The sequence below is a fragment of the Salinicola salarius genome (assembly GCF_003206135.1).
GTDB lineage: Bacteria > Pseudomonadota > Gammaproteobacteria > Pseudomonadales > Halomonadaceae > Salinicola > Salinicola salarius.
In genome coordinates this window covers 480,865-499,536 of sequence record NZ_PZJT01000006.1, presented here as the reverse complement: position 1 = coordinate 499,536, position 18,672 = coordinate 480,865, and the positions used below count along the sequence as shown (strand labels likewise).

General features: G+C 62.2%; 8 protein-coding genes. 1 reads left to right on the top strand and 7 read right to left on the bottom strand.

Annotated features, from left to right (window positions below; translation table 11 throughout):
* Positions 1 to 46: 46 nt before the first annotated feature.
* Genes DOM32_RS08725 through DOM32_RS08715 form a run of 3 tightly spaced genes read right to left on the bottom strand, consistent with a single transcriptional unit; the run spans position 47 to position 4,565 of the window.
* Positions 47 to 1,447 carry a TolC family protein gene (locus DOM32_RS08725; protein WP_110633308.1) on the bottom strand — a complete coding sequence of 467 codons (1,401 nt, stop codon included), beginning with the start codon at positions 1,445 to 1,447 and terminating at the stop codon, positions 47 to 49.
* Positions 1,447 to 2,784 carry an HlyD family type I secretion periplasmic adaptor subunit gene (locus DOM32_RS08720; RefSeq protein ID WP_110633305.1) on the bottom strand — a complete coding sequence of 446 codons (1,338 nt, stop codon included), beginning with the start codon at positions 2,782 to 2,784 and terminating at the stop codon, positions 1,447 to 1,449. Before DOM32_RS08720 ends, DOM32_RS08725 begins: the two co-directional genes overlap by 1 nt.
* Entirely contained in the window at positions 2,781 to 4,565 is a 1,785-nt protein-coding gene (locus tag DOM32_RS08715) for a type I secretion system permease/ATPase (RefSeq protein WP_110633301.1), read from the bottom strand. Before DOM32_RS08715 ends, DOM32_RS08720 begins: the two co-directional genes overlap by 4 nt.
* A gap of 677 nt (positions 4,566 to 5,242) precedes the next feature.
* On the opposite strand from DOM32_RS08715, the gene DOM32_RS08710 reads away from it, so the two are divergent.
* A complete protein-coding gene (locus DOM32_RS08710) occupies positions 5,243 to 12,721 on the top strand; it encodes a carbohydrate-binding protein (protein ID WP_110633298.1) in 7,479 nt (2,492 codons plus the stop codon).
* Between the two features lie 112 nt (positions 12,722 to 12,833).
* Here the strand turns inward: DOM32_RS08710 and DOM32_RS08705 are convergent, their stop codons facing one another.
* The 4 genes from DOM32_RS08705 to leuS all read right to left on the bottom strand — a co-directional run bounded on the left by DOM32_RS08705 (position 12,834) and on the right by leuS (position 18,379).
* Complete coding sequence (locus DOM32_RS08705; protein WP_110633295.1) at positions 12,834 to 14,015, bottom strand: multidrug effflux MFS transporter; 1,182 nt, start codon at positions 14,013 to 14,015, stop codon at positions 12,834 to 12,836.
* A gap of 138 nt (positions 14,016 to 14,153) precedes the next feature.
* Positions 14,154 to 15,212, bottom strand: coding sequence for a DNA polymerase III subunit delta (holA, locus tag DOM32_RS08700; protein WP_071230364.1), 1,059 nt, complete (start codon positions 15,210 to 15,212; stop codon positions 14,154 to 14,156).
* Entirely contained in the window at positions 15,209 to 15,697 is a 489-nt protein-coding gene (locus DOM32_RS08695) for an LPS-assembly lipoprotein LptE (RefSeq protein WP_110633292.1), read from the bottom strand. Before DOM32_RS08695 ends, holA begins: the two co-directional genes overlap by 4 nt.
* A gap of 111 nt (positions 15,698 to 15,808) precedes the next feature.
* On the bottom strand, positions 15,809 to 18,379 hold the full coding sequence (gene leuS / locus DOM32_RS08690) for a leucine--tRNA ligase (RefSeq protein ID WP_110633289.1): 2,571 nt from the start codon (positions 18,377 to 18,379) through the stop codon (positions 15,809 to 15,811).
* Between the last annotated feature and the right edge of the window lie 293 nt (positions 18,380 to 18,672).

Genomic DNA, 18,672 nt, shown 5'->3' with positions numbered 1-18,672 from the left:
GTCATCGGAGCATTGTCCGATATTTCTTTTCCCAACCTGGTCCGGTTCAGACATCGTCGCTCGGCGCTGCCCGTTCTACACGCTCCAGAATGCTTGCCACCTCCGCCAGTGTCGATGTGTCGAGTTGATCGGTAGTGGCCTGCAAATAGGTGCGATCCTCGAGATAGAGGCAGAGCGTTTCGATGAAGCGAATGCGCAGATCATAGAGCGAGGAGCGGGCGTCGAGGACATCTACCAAGTCTCTCAGGCCGAGAGATTCGCCGCGAATCGCCGCCTGCAGGAACAGACTGCCGGATTCCACCGAGCGCTGCAGGGCCTCCAGCTGGCGCAGGTCGCCCTGCATGCTGAGCAGGCGCTTGCGAACCTCCTGCTGGGCCAGTCGGCGTTCGTTCTCCGTGCTGGCCGTGCTGGCTCGTGCCGTCAGCTCTCCCTGGCGGATACTGGCGGTGGTATAGCCACCCTGGTAGATCGGCAGGTTCATTTCCACGCTGGCCGAAAGATCGTTGCTGGTTCTCAAGGCATCGCTACTGTCGACATCACTGTAGCCGACCACCAGGTTGAGTTCGGGATAGCGTGACGCGCGTCGCACGTCGGTATCCCTGTCGGCGACGCGCTGGCGCTCGGCGGCCAGGCGCACCTGCACATTATTTCGGCTCAATGCCAGCCAGCTCTCCAGCGGGCGAGATTCCGGTGAGATGTTCAGATTCTCCGGCGTATCGACCAGTACCGGATCAAAGGGAAGCGCAACGCCGGTCAGCCTTTCGAGGTCGCTCAGAGCGTTGGTCAGGTCGTTTTCCGCCGATGTCTGGTCGGCGACCGCCTGATCCAGCCGCGACTGGGACTCCAGCAGGTTGATACGATCGCCGATACCCAGGTCGTAGGCGCGCTGGGCCTGGCGCTGCTGCAAGACCAGCGACTCGCGCTGCGCGATCAGCAAGCCCAGCTTGCGCGAGGCCTGGTAGGCATCGAGATAGGTTTCCACCACCTTGACCGCGAGGTCACGCTCGGCGACGGCCACCTGCAGCGCCGCCGCATCCATCTGCGCACGAGCCTTGCCGACCCGGCGCCAGCGCTCGAGGCTGAACAGCGGCTGTGTCAGCCGCAGTTCCCAACTGGTGTCCCGCGTCCTGCCGGAAACGCGATCGTCATAGACCTCGTCCGGATAGTCATCGGGATTGTCGGTGTAGATATTGTCGGCGTCCGTGTAGCGATAGGCAGCGGTGGCATCGAGCCGGGGGCGCAACCCTGCCTGCGCCATCGGCACTTCCTGCGCCATCGATTGGCTATCCAGGCGCTGGCTCTGCAAGCCGCTGTCGTAGGTCAGCGCCAGGGCGACCAGTTGTGGAAGGGACGGTAGCGGTGCTTCGATCTTGAGTGGCTGGGCATGCGCCGTGGCGATCAGCGTCGCCAGACAACCGGTCAACGCCCATTGACGAATGGATGGCATCACTCTTCTCGCATCGCGCGTGCCAGCATGTCGCTGAACGGTTTGAACATGTAGCTGGCAAAGGTGCGGTCGCCGGTCTTCAGCATGACTTCGGCAGGCATGCCGGCCAGCAGCTGCATCGACGAAGTCATTTCGGAATGACCCACGTCGGTGACGCGGATGCGGGCCTTGTAGTAATGGTTGCGTGTTGCCTCGTCTTCGAAACTGTCTGCTGAAACGTGGGCGACTTCACCTTCGATCACATTGGATAGCCGCTGGTTGAAGGCACTGAAGCGGATCTCGGCAGGTTGTCCGATGTGGACATTGTCGATGTCGCGATCCGGGATTCGCGCTTCGACGATAAAGGCTTCGTTGGCCGGGACGATTTCCATCACCGTATCGCCGGAGCGAATGACGGCGCCCTGGGTGTGGACCTGGAGGCCGACGACGGTTCCCGAGACCGGCGCGACGATAGCGGTACGCTGAACCTGATCGCGCAGCGCGGTGACCCGCTCCTCGGCGTCCGTCACCTGGGACTGGACATCCTTGAGATGTTCGCCAACTTCCTGGTGATACTCCTGTCGACGAATTTCCTTCTGGAACCCGTTCTCGCTGATCTGCGAACGTAGCTGCGCCACTTCCGCGCTATGCTGGGCGTTTTCCCCCTGATACTCGAGCACCTGGCGTTCGAGCTCGCGCAGGCGCTGGTTGTCTCCAAGCCCCTCCTTGAACAGCGTGCGATAGTCGCCGGCTTCTCCGGAAAGCGAGTTGATCTTGGACCGATTGACCTGCTGCAACCGTTCGAGACCGGCGATCTGCTCCTGCATCTGGCGAGCCTTCTCGTCCAGTGCGGACAGTGCATCCTTCAACGACTGCCGGCGGACCTGGAACAGACGCTGCTGCACGTCGACCACGGCCTGCACCCGCGGCGACACGTCATCGAGCAGGATATCGGGAAACGTCAGCGTGTCGCGGTCGCTCTGCTCGGCCAGCAGGCGGACCTCGCTCGCCAAGGCAATACGGTATTCCGACTCGGCAATCGAGAGCTTGGCCAGCGGCTGGGTGTCGTCGAGCACGATCAGCGAATCTCCGGCGCTGACCTGATCGCCATCCTCGACCAGGATGCGTTTGACGATGCCGCCCTCGAAGTGTTGAACCTTCTTGGTCGAGGTCTCGACGGCCACCGATCCCGGCGCCACCACCGCGACCGCGAGATCGGCCGTGACCGACCAGAGCACGAAACCGCCCAGGGCGAATACCAGAATGGCCAGACCCCAGCGTCGGCTGGTGCGATCGCTGGTGGGCAACTGAGGGGCAGGAGCCCCGAGCGCTATCGGCGCGGCAGATGAAATCGTCATGACGTCGGCGGTTCCGGGGGGAGAGGAAGAGATGATCGCGAGTCGTCCGGCTTGCCGCGGGCACGCATCCGGATGGAGTGAACGGGTGTGCCGCTCTCCCGCGAGGATTGCGCCATCTTCGGCGCAGGCTGGCGGGCGGGAGCGCAGGACACCATACGTCCTTCCTGCAGTGTCAGGACACGGTCGACATGCTCGAGGATGGTCGATGAATGGCTGATGATGAACACCGTGGTGCCTTGAGTCTTGAGCTGGCGCAGGCAGTGCAGCAGCGCGCGTTCGCCGCTGGCATCGAGATTGGCGTCCGGCTCGTCGAGCACCACCAGGACCGGGTTGCCGTAAAGCGCCCGGGCCAGGCCGAGTCGCTGGCGCTGCCCGCCGGAAAGGATGCCGCCGGCCCCGCTGATCTGGGTGTCGTAACCCGAGGGTTGCCGCAGAATGATGTCGTGCACGCCCGCCTTCTGGGCGGCCTCGATGACCCGCGCCGGGTCCAGATCACCGAAACGGGCGATATTTTCGCTGATGCTGCCGTCGAACAACTCGACATCCTGAGGCAGATAGCCGATGAAAGGCCCCAGCCGTTCCCGCGGCCACTGGCCGATATCGGTGCCCCCTATCCGGACACAGCCACTTTGCACCGGCCAGACGCCCAGCATGACGCGAGCGAGCGTCGATTTGCCCGCGGCACTGGGGCCGACGATAGCGATGTGCTCGCCGGGATTGCACAGCAGGTCGAGTTCCCACAGGGTCGGCCGGCTTTCGCCGGGAGGGCCCGCGGTCACCGATTCGAGTGCCAGGCGCCCGGTCGGCGGCGGCAGAGGCATGCGCTGAGGCTCGGCAGGTACCGCCGACAGCAGGGCGTTGAGCCGTCCGTGCGCGGTACGTGCGGCGATGAAACCCTTCCAGCCGCCGATCATCTGGTCGATCGGCGCCAGTGCGCGGCCCATCAGGATGGAGCCGGCGATCATCATGCCGCCGGTCAGGCTACCTTCGATGACCAGAAAGGCACCCAGCCCCAGGATCAACGACTGGAACAGGATTCGCAGGGTTTTCGACACGTTGCTGAGGGTACCGGCCCGATCGCTGGCATGGGATTGATGCAGCAAATAGTCGTGATGCTTTCCTCGCCAGCGGGCGAGCAGATTCGGCAGCATCCCCATGGCCTGGAGCACTTCGGCATTGCGCAGGTTGCTCTGGGCCAGTTCCTGGGACTGGATGTGCTCCCGGTTGGCTTCGCTCAGCAGCGACTGGGTGCTCTTTTCGTTGATCCATGCCAGCGCCAGCAGCACGCTGGCGGCGACGGCGGCGAAGATCCCGAACCAGGGATGGAACAGCGTCAATATGGCGATGTAGACCGGAATCCAGGGCGCATCGAAGAAGGCGAACAACCCATTGCCGCTGAGAAACTGACGTAGCGTGGTCAGATCATTGAATGGCTGGGCCGACGGCCTGCCTGGCACCAGCAGCGCACGCTTGAACGTGGCCTGGTAGAGCCGTTCGTTGATCTGCATGTCGAGTCGGTTGCCGACGCGAACCAGAATGCGCGAACGCACCAGATCCAGGGCGCCCATCACGACAAACAGGAACACCACTACCAGCGTCAGCATGAGCAAGGTTTCAGGGCTACGGGTGGTGATTACACGGTCGTATACCTGCAACATGTAAATCGACGGCGCCAGCATGAGCAAGTTGATGAACAGGCTGAACAACAAGATAAACAGGAAAGCCTGACGACTGGCCGATATAGCCTGTTGCAGGTCGGTTTTGTCCTGGGGGTTTGCCACAGCATTTTCTCTTCTGAGGTTGTTGTGGAAAGTGGCGTTGATGCATCGCTGTTCCCATCAGGATGCGTAAATTGTGAACAAGTTTACAAGCGGGGTTTTAAGGGCGGATTCCTGGTCGAGAGAGGAGTATGGTTCTTGGGTTGTTGTTTTAACCTTTTTAAATCAATGATTTGTTGTGTTTTTGTCGCGATTGATTCGATATGTGGCAAAAGTCGTGCGAATAAAAACAAAGGATTTCATGGTGATAAGGTTACGAATTTGTACTGAAATGCCAGACCGATTTTTGGTACTTGAGTTTGATATTTATCATCCTTGAAATTTTATGTAAACGCGCTTTTTATAAGGGGGCGAGAAAGAAGCTAAATCAATGATTATGCGTTGGAAGTGAGGCGTTCGAGTGCTACATTCCATGCGCTTCTCGTTAAACTCGTTTTGATGGTTTTAGAAGTTTCAACTTTGCGCTGGCAGTGAGAAGCGCTAGGTTGCCATCGGTAAGACTCCATCGATAAGACTTTAGTCATGAGTCAGTCCGAGTCTTTGGCCCATAAACGATCAGCGATAGGGAACTTCCGTCAGTCAATGCTCGGGAGCTCGGCATCGTGTCGGTTAGCGCCGAACGGGCGACGGTCATTCTCGCTCGTTTCATAACCACCATATAACGCGTAGGGGCTCTATTCATGTTCACGCTATCCATCATCGATGCTCAGACCGGGGACACCGTCGAGACATTGACGCAGGGCGCTGCCATCACTCGTGACTTTCTTGGTGAGGACTACTGGCTGGAAGTCGCGCCCATCGACAGCAGCGGCTTTTCCGCCAGCGACGTTGCCGCTGTCACCCTGACGGTAACCGACTCCGCGGGCAACCCGAGCGAGCAGGTGGCTTCGGAAAGCCCTTATCGGTTCACCTTGTCCGCGGATCTGGATCGAGGTCTGACCAATCTGATGCTGGATGCGCTGAATGCAAACGGTCAGCTGTTGACGGGTAGCGAGCAGTCGGTCGATATCGAAGTCGTCAACGTCGAAGGCTGGTCGGGCGATGTCTTCACTCTCCAGGGAGAATCACTGACGACCGATGACGGTAGCTCGGCTGCCGATACGGTCGTTCGCGATGCCGATAACCCGGAGACCAGCGCCGCCGCGGGTAGCGATGGCTTGTGGAACGGATCGAGCGGTACCGGGTACGTGGACATGGGGGGGCAGATCGGGGACGCGGCCTATTTCGAGGTGGATGTCGCAGCCGCCGGCACCTATCAGCTCGATGTGCGATATGCCGGCAGCAGCGCGAGTGGCGCCTCCCGCCCGATGGCCGTACTGGTCGATGGCAACGATCAGGGCACCCTGACATTTCCCTCGACCGGTACCGGGACGGCGGGGTGGGAGACCTGGCAGCACGCGACACTGACCCTGACGCTCGACAGCGGCACCAATGTCATCCGGCTGGAGAATATCGTGGGAGGCGGCCCGAACATCGACAGCCTGACGCTGACCGCGATCGCTGTGGATGACGTGCCGGCGCCGCTGGTCATTCAGGCCGAAGACTCAGCGCTGGTTTCCATCGCCGACAGCGGGGCGACGAGCAGCGCTGGCCTGACGCGAGTCGTCGACAGCGAACATCCCGACGCGCAGGGCGTCGTCCGAGCGGGCGCGATCGACGGTGGCTACGTCGATTTCGGCACGGATGCCGGCGATGCGGTCACCTTCCAGGTCTCTCCCGAGGAGACCGGGGTCTATACCGCGACGATTCGCTACGTCAATGGCGGGACCGGCGATCGCCCGCTGCTGCTCTCCGTCAACGGCGCGGAGCCCACCCTGGTTTCGTTTCCGCCGACCGGATCCTGGACCAACTGGAGCGAGATCAGCGTTTCGGTACCGCTCTCCGAAAACGACAACAGCTTGACGTTGACTCTGCCGTCGACGGCGCAGGGCGGCGTACCCAACGGTCCCAATATCGACCAGATCTCCTTCGATTATGTCGAGGCATTGCCGGCGGATCCCACGCTGGTATTCTCGATCGAGGGGGAAGCGCTGGCGATCGACGACGGCTCCTCCGCCGCCGATACCGTGGTTCGCGATGCCAGCAACCCGGAGCCGAGCGGTGGCGGCGCTGATGGTTTGTGGGGCGATTTCAGCGGTACGGGATATCTGGATATGGGATCCCAGACCGGGGATGCGGGAGCTTTCACGGTCAATGTCGCGGAAGCGGGAACCTACCTGCTGACGATTCGCTACGCCGCCAGCGGCACGAACGATCGCCCGATGGCGCTTTCGGTAGACGGTGATACGCAGGGCACGATCGATTTCCCATCAACAGGGGTGAGCAGCGCGGGCTGGGAGAACTGGACGGAAACCACCGTCGAGATCGAGCTCGGTGCCGGCGACAACGTGGTTCGGCTCGCCAACATCGGCAATATCGGCCCCAACATCGACAGCCTGTCGATCCACACGCTGCCTGACGACGGCGGCGATCCCGTCGTCGAGCCCGGTGATCGCTTCGAGGTCAAGATCAACTTCCAGCCGAACGGCGCGACCACGCCGGATGGCTATGTTGCCGATACCGGCCTGGCGTTCGGGCAGCAGTCGCTGCAGGTGGATGGCCAGACTTACCAGTATGGATGGGTGACGGAGGGTTCGATCGCCGACGGCACCGCCAACGGCACGACGCCGATGGCGATCGCCGGCCAGGATGCCAACGCGCTCGGTGACCGCAGCAGTGCGTTGCCCGATGTCGATCCGTTGCAGGCGACCTATGCCGGCTTCGACAAGCCGGGCTATAGCCAAAGCGCCGGCTGGGAAATCGAGCTGGAGGATGGCTATTACGAAGTCACGATCTCCATCGGCGACAGCGGCGGCGCGTATGACAGTGTCAACGTCATCAATGCCGAAGGGGAGGCTTTCAATACGCCGTTTGTCTCGGCGCGACCGGACGACTTCCCGGCGGACGGCAATCCGGCCGATGACAGCGATGGCTACCGTTCGACACTGGTGACGCGAATCGTCCAGGTGACCGACGGCCGACTGACGCTCGACTCGATCGGTGTCGACAGCGCCAACACCGAAATCCAGTACATCGAGATCCAGTCGCTGCCGGACCTGACGCCCAACGATGACCGCGAGGCGCCTGCGGATTACGCCTATTTCACCGATCCGCGGGCCGTGGCCGGCGTCGGCGAGCAGCAGGTGGAGGTCCATCTCCAGTCGGACGACGGTACGCTACCGGTGGGTATCGATCCCACGTCCGATATCTTCATCGGTATCTCCGTGGTCGATGGCCGCGGCGGTGCGTTGCTGGAGAGTCTCAACGACGGGTCGGTCAAGCTCTTCAACACCGTTACCGGTGAAGAGGTCGCGTTCAACATCAATACCACCGGCGGGTTCGATTCGCTGACCATATCGCCGGTGGGTGAGCTGGATGAGTACACCAGTTACACGCTGGTGATCGACGGCTTCCAGGACCGCGGCGACAACGACGATCCCAGCGCGCCCACCCGCGAGTTTCAGAAATTCACCACTACCTTCGTGACCGGCGCCGAACCGGAAGTCCAGGACAGCGAAGTGGCCTTCGACACGACGGTGGAGCTGAACGGTGCCGAAGATGGAGCGTACCTGTTTACTTCCATCACCATGTCGCCGGACTACAGCAAGATCTACGTCTCGACCATGAACGGCGAGATCAAGCGCTTCGATGTCGATCCGGTCACCGGGGCGCTGTCCAACGAGCAGACGCTGGCGCTGGACTACTTCCAGAGCGAGGAGGGCGCTCGGGGCATCATGGGGCTCGCTTTCGATCCGACCGACCCCAACGTGCTATGGGTGACCGACAACTATCCGGTTCCGCTGACCGGACGCGACAACGGCGTACCCGAATTCAGCGGACGCGTCAGCAAGGTCACGATCGACGATAGCGACGCCACGTTCTCCGGGTTGGCGGAAACCTATATCACGGGGCTGCCGCGTTCCAACGGCGACCATGTCACCAACAGCCTGGTGTTCCACGCCAACCCCGAATACGACGCCGAGACCAACCCTGACGTGCCGCCTTATCTGCTGTATGTCTCGCAGGGGGCCAACACCGCGATGGGTGGAGACGACAGTGCCTGGGGTAACCGTCCCGAGCGACTGCTGAACGCCGCGGTACTCGAAATCGATCCGTATCGGGATGCGCCGGCGGGGGGCTTCGACGTCTCGACCGAACCGTTGCCGACCGATGGTTCCAACACTCGCTACGAAGACGATGACGGCGACCTCAAGAACGGCCCCATCGACATGGGTGGCGGCCAGTACCTGGTCTTCGCGGAAGATGGCACCGCGACGATGCAGGATGCCGACGGCAACGTATTGATCGAATACTACGATCCATTTGCGGCCGATGCCGTCCTCAAGGTCTACGCCACCGGCATTCGCAACGCCTATGATCTGGTATGGCACTCCAACGGCAGCCTGTACGCGCCCACCAACGGCTCGGCTGCCGGCGGTGTCACGCCGGACGATCCTTCGACGGCCTACAACGAAGGGCTGATCAACGTGGGCATCGAGGACGACTGGCTATTCAAGGTCGAGGAAGGGGGCTACTACGGCCACCCCAACCCGATGCACGACGAATATATCCTCAACGGCGGGAATCCGACCGCCGGCGAGGATACCAACGAGACCGACGAGTACGCGGTAGGTACCAACCCCGACAGCAATTACGCGATCGACGATGTGTATTCCCTGGGTACCAACCGTTCACCCAACGGCGCCATCGAATATACCAGCAACGTTTTCGGCGCGACGCTGGACGGCAGCTTGCTGTTCGTCGAGTACTCCGGCGGTGACGATATCCGTTGGATCACGCTGGACGAGGAGGGCAACGTCTCGAACGATAACGTGCTGCGTGACGTCGACGGTAATGTCATCTCCTATGTCGATCCCCTGGATATCATCGAGAATCCGCTGACCGGCCAGCTCTATCTGATAACGCTCAATCGCAGCACGGGCGAGAGCCAGGTCGTCCGGCTGGATCCGGTGCCTGGCGATATCATTGACCCCGGAGAAGGAGATGCCGACTTGACTACTATTGCCACTATCCAGGCCGAAGACGAGTCCCAGGCGATCATCGCTTCCGGGGCCGGCGCTCAGATCGTGATCCGAGACGGCGACAACCCCGAGCCCACCGATGTCGGATCGGAGTACGGCGTGCGTCCCGGCGCCTACGGGCTCGACGGCAACACCAACGACAGCGATGGTGTGATTGGCGGCTACGCCGACTTTGGCGCGACCACGGCGGATTTCATCACTTTCAACGTCGACATGAGTGCGGCCGACGCTGGCGATGCCGTACTTCGGATTCGCTACGCCAACGGGGGCACGGCCAACCGGCCGCTGGAAGTCTTCGTCAACGATGTCAGCATCGGCGTCTATGGTTTCGCGCCGCCGGTCGGTGTCAGTGGCAATGCCGCATGGAATACGTGGCAGACACTGGATATTCCGGCCGAGCTGATCGCCGGCGCCAATACGATCCGACTGCAGTCGACCAGCAACACGGGGCCGAATATCGATCAGTTGCAGGTACTGGTCGAGGACACGACGCCGGGTTATGCCGTCTACGAAGCAGAGGCTGCGGTCATCGAGGGCGGCGCCGTCGTCATTCCTTCCTCTCAGACCGATCGTGACGCCTCGGGCGAAGGCTTCGTCGATTTCGTCGGCAGCGGCGACCAGAGCCTTAGCTGGGATGTGGACGTCGATCAGAGCGGTGTCTATGAAATCGCATTCCGCTACTCGTTGACCAGTGGCAAGGCCGACCGCCCCATGGCGCTGACGATCAACGGGGTCAGTTATCCGACGGTCAACTTCCCTGCCCAGAGCCAGACGGTGAGCGACTGGGTCTACCAGACGGTGGAAGTGACGCTGGCGGCGGGCAGTAACACCGTCACGGTCATCGCGCCCAATGGTGTCGGGCCCGATATCGACTCGCTGGAAGTGTCGGACGAGCCCGTCACGGTCGTCTCCGACGGCAACATCAGCGTTGTCAGTACCGATCCGGCCTACTTCAGCGACCGCATCGCTTTCAATTATCTCGAAGACAACGATGCGACCAGCTCTTCCCCGGTGCCGCGCGAGTACAAGGACAGCGGGTCGGTCGTCATCACCAATAACGGCACGGGTGATCTGTCGGTCAGCAGCGTGACGTTGAGCGGCCCGTTCATGCTGGCGGACGCGGATGCCCTCGATGACCTGAGGCTGGCGCCCGGCGAATCCATCGAGGTTGGCGTACTGTTCAACCGGGACGCCTATACACCGCCGACCAGTAACGCAGCCAGTGGCGTCTTCGAAGGCACCATGACGATCGTCTCCAACGATGCCGATCAGCCGGTGACGGAGATCCAGTTGGCCGGCTTCTGGCAGGCGCGGGACGAAGGGGGCTGGGAGCCTAACCTCAACGAGATCTGGCAAGTGTTCGGCTTCGGCAATCACATCGATGGCCTGTCGACGCTGGACGGTGGTGGCAGCTCCGTGCTGCAGGATTTCGATCTCTACCGAGCGGCCAACGACCAGGAAGTGCTGTCGCGCTACTGGCAGATCGCCGACGGCGTCGAGTCGGCCACAGTCACCCAACTGGCGGCCTTGCACGGGTACAGTGGCGCGCTGCTGGCGCTGCATGCCCCGGGCGACAAGGCGGCGCGCGCATCGCTGAGCAATCACGACAGCCTCTATAGCCAGTCGTTCCTGCCGCAAGTCGCCAACGGCGACTATGCAACGGCGTCCTTCACTCGTGGGCGGATACCCGACAGCTGGGCCGGCGACGACATCTTCGGCATCTCGATCGCCAATCTCTCCACCGATCCGTCGCTGAATCCTTCCGGCGGCAGTACGCCCCCGGCCGAGGATGCGGGTATCGAGCGCGGCCATACCGTGCGTGTCTTCCAGGCTTACGACACCGCCGGAAACGCCATCGCCAACACCTACTTCGTGGTCATGGATTACACCGGCATCAACTACGACTACAACGACAACGTTTTCCTGGTCGAAGGTATCGAGCCGGCGGCACGCACCCCGTTCAACGATTCGGCAACGCCGTGGGTCGTGGATAACGATGGCCTGACGCTGGATGCGGCGCTGTTCGACGAGGGCGCGCCCTATCTGACCTACGAGGACTCCAGCGAAACCCAGCTGGGCACCAGCTTCCGCGAGGGCGGAGTGGACATTCGCGGCAATGGTGACGCCATCGGCTGGATCGAGGACGGGGAATGGGTCGAATACACGCTCGAGGTCGATCAGGCCGGCGTCTACGATCTCTCGTTCCTGTCCGCGCTGGGTGCGCAGACGGGTAGTGCCCGTTCGATCACGGCCACGTTCGATAACGGCGCCGGCGTCTACGAAGTCGTGACCATCGGCGTCGACTATACCGGCGGCTGGAATACCTTCGAGGCAACCGACAGCCAGCACGTGGCCCTGGAGGCGGGGACGCAGACCTTGCGGCTGACCTTCAACGGTGGCTCGCAGAATCTGGAGTCCTTCAGTCTGGCACCTGCCGCTCAATCGGCATTCAACGCTTCCAGCACGCCCTGGGCGGTGGACGGTGGGCTGACGCTGAATGCCGGGCTCTACGACGAGGGTGGGGCGGAAGTCGCCTACCATGACAGCAGCGAGGAACAGCTGGGCGTCAACACGAGGAACGAAGGCGTCGATCTACGCGACAACGGCAACTCGATCGGCTCGATCGCCGACGGCGAATGGGTGGAGTACACCATCGATGTCGCCCAGGCGGGCACCTATCAGCTGTCGTTCGCCGCTGCCGCGATGTCCAACGGTCGCACCGTCACGGCCAGCGTTGAGCAGGATGGCGCCACCTACACCAGCGCTGCGCCGCAATCCGTCACCAATACCGGTGGCTGGAACAACTACCAGGTCAACGAGGGTATCGAACTCGATCTGGCGGCGGGCGAGCAGACGCTGCGGCTGACGTTCAACGGCGGGGCAATGAACCTGCAGTCGTTCACGCTGACACCGGAAGCCAGTGCGACGGCGACGCCCATGACATCGCTGTTCTCGATGATCGCCTCGATCGACGAGAACGCCAGCCTGATGCAGGCCTTCGAGGATCTCTTCGTGGACAGTGACGAGGTTGCCGTGGCCGGGGTCGACGATAACCCGGACACCGCCAGCGTCGCCTAGGTTTCCTTCCGCCTAGACATCCCTTCAGCTTGTCCATCGTTAAGCCGGGCGGCGTCGCCCGGCTTTTTTACGTCCTGCCGCAGGCGTGATGTTCACGGCTGTTCAGGTCGGTTCAGCGAGCCCGGTGTGGACGCAGTGCGCCGACGATGACACCCATGCAGACGAGCGAGCAGAGAAACATCGAGGCGATGACCCAGCCCAACGTTTCCGGCAGCAGGGTCGATAGCGCACTCAGCGTGCCGGCAACCCCGAACTGGCAGGCACCGAGCAGAGAGGCCGCAGTGCCGCCATGGCGTTCGAAGTATTCCATGAAGCAGGCCTGGTTGTTGGGCACGACGGCGCCCTGGGCGCCAATGGTCAACATCATGGCCGGCAGGAACAGCCAGACGGAAACCTCCAGCCAGGTCATCAGTGATAGCAGCAGGACACCGGTGAACTGCACGCATAGGCAGGTAATCAGAATCTGTCGCGACGTGAACCGGTGGAGAACGGCGCGGTTGGTCAGGTTGACCAGCAGCATGACCAGGATATTGGCGCCGAACATCAGCGAGAAGGCGCTCTCCGACTGACCGAAATGGGCCTGATAGATGAAGGATGCGTGAGTGATGAACAGCATCATGACCGAGAAGGCAAAGGCCTGCAGGGCAATGAAAGGAAGCGCGGCCCGGGTCGCCAGAACGAAACGGTAACGGGTCAGCAGCGAGTCTTCATGATGGGCCTTGGCGGTGGGCCTGGCGTGGCGCAGCACCACGCGAGCCTGCAACGGAATCACGCCGAGCGCGTAGATGGCGAGGAACCAGAAAATCGCGTGCCAGCCGCCAAGCGCCAGTAGGGCGCTACCGATGCTGGGCGCGACACCGGGAGCTACCACCATGATCAGCCCGATCATGCTGAACAGTTTGGCCGCTTCGCGCCCCCTGACCTGGTCTCGCACCAGCGCCGGCACCAGCACCATGATCCAGCCAGCACCGAAGGCCTGCAGGCCACGCAGCATCAGCAGCAGGTTCAGGTCATCGACCTGGGTAATGCCCAGGGCGGCCGCGATGAAAATAGCCAGCCCCGCATACATGACGCGGGATCGCCCCACGCGATCCGATAGCGGACCACCGACCAGTTGCCCGATGGCGAGACCGAAGATATAGACCGAGAGGCTCCTCGACACGTCACCAATGCCGACCCCCATCGCATCGGCCATGGCCGGGAAAGCGGGGAGGTAGGCATCGATCGACAACGGCCCGAGCGCCATGGTGATGGCTAACACGAGCGGCAAGGCAAAGGAGTAAGGGCGGGACATGGAGCCTGTGACGTACATTGCTGGATAGTTGAGATAGTCAACTATATGGATGTGCCGTGGGGAGGTCAAATTCGGCTTCGTTTCACGCTGGCTGAGAAGGCCGGCAGAGACGCCGGCAAAGACGTCCGGTAAAAGACGTCAAGCGGTACGGTAGGCGTAAGGCATTTCCGCCAGCAAACCGCGACCGCCGGCCAGCGTGAGGGCGAGATCCTGCAGGCAATCCCACACCGGCAGGGCGACGGCACCCTTGATGGCCAGATCGATGCGCTGTGCGAACAGCAGCAGCTTGTGCAGACGACGCTGGGGGAGTCGCTTGAGTGCCTGCTGATAACCGGGACGGCGCTTTTCCGGAATCATCGGCCGCTGCGCCTTGCAGGCGTGTTCCAGACTCTGACCCTGGTCGAGATGCTGGAAGATCGACAGCAGCGTACGCAGCTCGCGGGTCAGTGCCCACAGAATGACCGGCGCTTCGACACCTTCCTGACGCAAGCCGCGCACGATCCGCGCGACTCGATCACGGTCGCCTTTCAGGCAGGCATCCGTGAGCGTGAAGACATCGTAACGCGCACTACTTTCGACCCCGTTGGCGATGGCGCTGACATCGAGGCGGGCGTTGGGCGGCATCAGCAGCGCCAGTTTCTGCAGCTCCTGGTCGGCTGCCAGCAGGTTGCCCTCGGTGCGCTCGCCGAGAAGTCGGGCCGCGTCCATGTCCATGGTGAAGCCATAGCGATTGGCCCGGTCACGCATCCAGAAGCCCAGGCGCTGGTGATCCACTGGCCACACCGGGACGAACACGCCCAGCTTGTCCAGCGTCTTGAACCATTTGCTCGACTGCGCCTTGCGGTCCAGGCGCTGGCTGGACAGCAGCAGCACGTTGTCGCTGTCGCCGGCCTGTTCGGCATAAGCCTCGAGAGCCTTGCCGCCATCCTGGCCGGGCGATTGCCCGCCCAGCCGGACTTCGATCAGCTTGCTCGACGCGAACAGCGACAGGCTGGACGCCGATTCCAGCAGTTGAGTCCACTGAAAGCCGGACTCCACATGCATGACCTCGCGCTCCTCGATGCCACGCTCGCGGGCAACCCGACGCACGGCATCGCAAGCCTCGAGATGAATCAGCGGCTCGTCGCCTGCCACCATCACCACCGGCGGCAGACGTTTCTTGAGCGCGTCTTCCAGCTTGTCGGGAAATACCTTCATGGCGTCTCGAGCGCATCCAGTCGATCGATCAGTTGGGTCGCCGCGTCTCGACGCAACTGCCGGATGGCCTCCGTGCGCACTTCTTCACCGGAATAGATGTCGTCCGTCGACAGCAGTACCGTCGTCGACGCTTCCAGCTGTTGCTGATTCAGCAGATAGGCATCGTCCGACTCGCGCTGGACGGAGAACGGGGCCGTCAGCGTGACTTCGGTTTCGCGGCTGCCGGAATCGGAACGCGTCAGCCGATTCTCGCTGATCCGCTCGTCGCCGAGATTGACGCGGATGTCCGCCGTTTCGCTGATACGGGTGCCGGCATTCTCCAGCGCGCGACGAACCTCCTCGCTGAACGGCGAGACGTTGGCGTTGAGATTCAGCTCCGGGATAGCCAGGGTCGGCTGATTCAGGCCACGGAGCTGGAAGCCGCAGCCGGCCAAGGCAGTCAATGACACGGCCATCAGGCCGGCCAGAACGGTGCGACGCATCATGAGAAGCTCCTTTTTACATGACGGCACCGCTTTCGCAGTGCCGGATGGGTCCGATATCGAACGTTGCCGCTTGGCAAGGTTCCAGGTGGCAACGTTTCAGATGGCAACGGCTCAGTTGGCGACGATATTGACCAGCTTGCCGGGAACGACGATGACCTTGCGCACGCTCTTGCCTTCGATATGGCGCTGCACGTTCTCCTCCGCCAGGGCGAGGGACTCTACCGCGGCCTTGTCGGCCTCTGCGGGTACGTCCAGGCGGGCACGCAGCTTGCCGTTGACCTGCACCACCATCTCGATGCTGGCCTTGACTAGTGCGTCTTTGTCCACCGTCGGCCAGGCCGCGTCGATGACCGGCTCCTGATGGCCCAGTGCCTGCCACAGCGCATGGCAAGCGTGCGGGGTGATCGGCGCCAGCAGCAGGACGCAGGCTTCGATGGCTTCGCGACTGACGGCGAGACCCTGCGGCGAGGTATCGTCGAAACGGCCCAGCGCGTTGGTCAGCTCCATCACCGCGGCAATAGCGGTATTGAACGTGGTACGACGTCCGATGTCGTCGCCGGCCTTGGCAATGGTCTCGTGTGTCTTGCGGCGCAGATCCTTTTGCGTATCGTCGAGCGCGTTCACATCGAGCGACGCCGGCGTTCCCGCCGCGACATGATCGGCAACCAGCTTCCAGAGCCGCTTGAGGAAGCGATGCGAGCCCTCGACGCCGGAATCCGACCATTCCAGGGATTGTTCCGGCGGCGCGGCGAACATCATGAACAGGCGCACGGTATCGGCGCCGAAGCGATCGATCATCGCCTGCGGGTCGACGCCGTTGTTCTTCGACTTGGACATCTTCTCGATGCCGCCCATCTCGACCGGCTGCCCGTCGCTGATCAGTTTGGCACTGGTCGGGCGCCCCTTGTCGTCGCGCTCGACTTCCACGTCGGCCGGGTTGAACCACTCCTTGCCGCCGTTTTCCGTTTCGCGATAGAAGGTCTCGGCGATGACCATGCCCTGGGTGAGCAGGCGCTGGAACGGCTCGTCGCCGTTCACCAGGCCTTCGTCACGCATCAGCTTGTGGAAGAAGCGGGCGTAGAGCAGGTGCAGAATGGCGTGCTCGATACCGCCGATGTAGAGATCCACCGGCAGCCAGTAGTTGGCGCGATCGTCGAGCATCGCCTCCGGGTTGTCGGCGCAGCAGAAACGGGCGTAGTACCAGGAGGACTCCATGAAGGTGTCGAAGGTATCGGTTTCACGGGTCCAGCCGTCGCCCAGGTCGTAGAACGCCGGCATCTTCTTGAGCGGTGAACCCGAGGCGTCGACCTCGACTTCCTGCGGCAGGGCGACCGGCAGTTCATCGTCGGTGAGCGGAACGGTCTGGCCTTCCGGGCCATACTTGATCGGGATCGGCGCGCCCCAGTAGCGCTGGCGAGCGACACCCCAGTCGCGCAGACGATAGTTGATCTTGATCTTGCCGCGACCCTGGGATTCGAGCCTGGCGGCGATCGCATCGAACGCGGCTTCGAACTCGAGGCCATCGAATTCGCCGGAGTGAATCAGCTTGCCGTGCTCGACGTAGGCGCCGCCGGAGAGATCCGGCGCGTTGCCTTCGGCATCGGCGATCACGGGCTGGATCGGCAGTTCGTACTTGGTGGCGAACTCCCAGTCGCGCTGATCGTGGGCAGGTACGGCCATCACGGCGCCGGTGCCGTACTCCATCAGCACGAAGTTGGCGACGAAGATCGGCACTTCCTGACCGGTCAGCGGATGAATGGCGCGATAGCCAGTGTCGCGGCCGCGTTTCTCCATGGTCGCCAGCTCGGCTTCGGAATTGCCGCCTTGCTGGCATTCGATCAGGAATTCGGCCATGGCCGGATCCTGTTCGGCGGCCTGCTTGGCCAGCGGATGACCGGCTGCCACCGCGACGTAGGTGACCCCGAACAGGGTATCCGGGCGCGTGGTGTAGACGTCGAGGCGCTCGGCATGATCCTTGACGTCGAAGCTCAGCTCGACGCCGCGGGACTTGCCGATCCAGTTGCGCTGCATGGTCTTGACCTGCTCGGGCCACTCGACCTTGTCGAGATCGGCCAGCAGCTCATCGGCGTAGTCGGTGATCTTGAGGAACCACAGCGGGATCTCCTTGCGCTCGACCCGCGCGCCGGAACGCCAGCCGCGGCCATCGATGACCTGTTCGTTGGCGAGCACGGTCTGGTCGACAGGATCCCAGTTGACCGTCGACATCTTCTTGTAGACGACGCCTTTCTCGACCAGCTTGGCGAAGAACCACTGCTCCCAGCGGTAGTAATCGACATCGCAGGTGGCGAATTCACGATTCCAGTCGTAGGCGAACCCTAGCGCCTTGAGCTGGCCGCGCATGTAGTCGATGTTCTCGTAGGTCCACTTGCCGGGCGCCACCCGATTCTTGATGGCGGCGTTCTCGGCCGGCATCCCGAAGGCGTCCCAGCCCATCGGCTGCAGCACGTTCTTGCCCTGCATGCGCTGGAAACGTGTGACCACGTCACCGATGGTGTAGTTGCGCACATGGCCCATATGCAGCTTGCCGCTGGGATAGGGGAACATCGACAGGCAGTAGAACTTCTCGCGCGTCGCATCCTCGACGGCCTTGAAGCTCTGGTGCTGGTTCCAGTATTGCTGGGCGGCGTTTTCAATCGCTTGCGGGTTGTACTGTGCGTCCATCGGTTTGGTCAGGCACCTTGCGTTCAGCGTATGGGAGCGCCAGAGTCCCCGCAAAAAGCTATACTCATCACAGACGAAAAGCGCGGGGTCGGCTTGATTTTTCAGGCCCACAAGCATACCCCAGACCCATCGTCGCAAGTAAGAGCCTGGCGCTGGCGGGGTGGATTTTGGGCGAATAGGGCGCCTGACAGACAAGGCACGGTGCGCAGGGTTCGTCGGGAAGGGCCGGGCAATGAAAGCCAGGCAAATCGACCAGCAGCAACTCGATCGGCAACGACTCGATCAGTAACGAC